The following is a 310-nucleotide window of genomic DNA, read 5'->3' on the forward strand; positions in this document are numbered from 1 at the left end:
GGGGGGGGGTTGGGCTAACCGCGGCCTGTGGTCGGGGGGTTTTTTTTTGGTGTGGGGTTGTTTTTTTTTTTGTTTTTTTTTTTGTTTTTTTTGTTTTGTTTTTTTTTTTTTTGTTTTTGGTGTTTTTTTTTTTTTATGGGGTTTGTGTTTGGTTGGTTTGTTTTGTGTTGGGTTTTTGTTGTGGGTGTTTTTTTTTTGTTGTTGGTGTGTGTGTTTTTTTTTTTTGTTGTGTTTTTTTTTTTTGTTTTTTTTTTTGTTTTTTTTTTTTTTTTTTGGTTTTGTTTTTTTTTTGGGGTTTTTTTTAGACCCC

The 310-nt window shown here is 30.3% G+C and carries 1 protein-coding gene; it reads left to right on the plus strand.

Annotation, left to right across the window (positions count from 1 at the left end):
* Positions 1-310, plus strand: a 310-nt coding sequence (locus PUR61_RS45075; RefSeq protein ID WP_329874829.1) for a hypothetical protein, incomplete at both ends; no start/stop codon positions are given.

It is taken from the genome of Streptomyces sp. BE20, assembly GCF_036322525.1.
In the GTDB taxonomy this organism is placed as follows: domain Bacteria; phylum Actinomycetota; class Actinomycetes; order Streptomycetales; family Streptomycetaceae; genus Kitasatospora.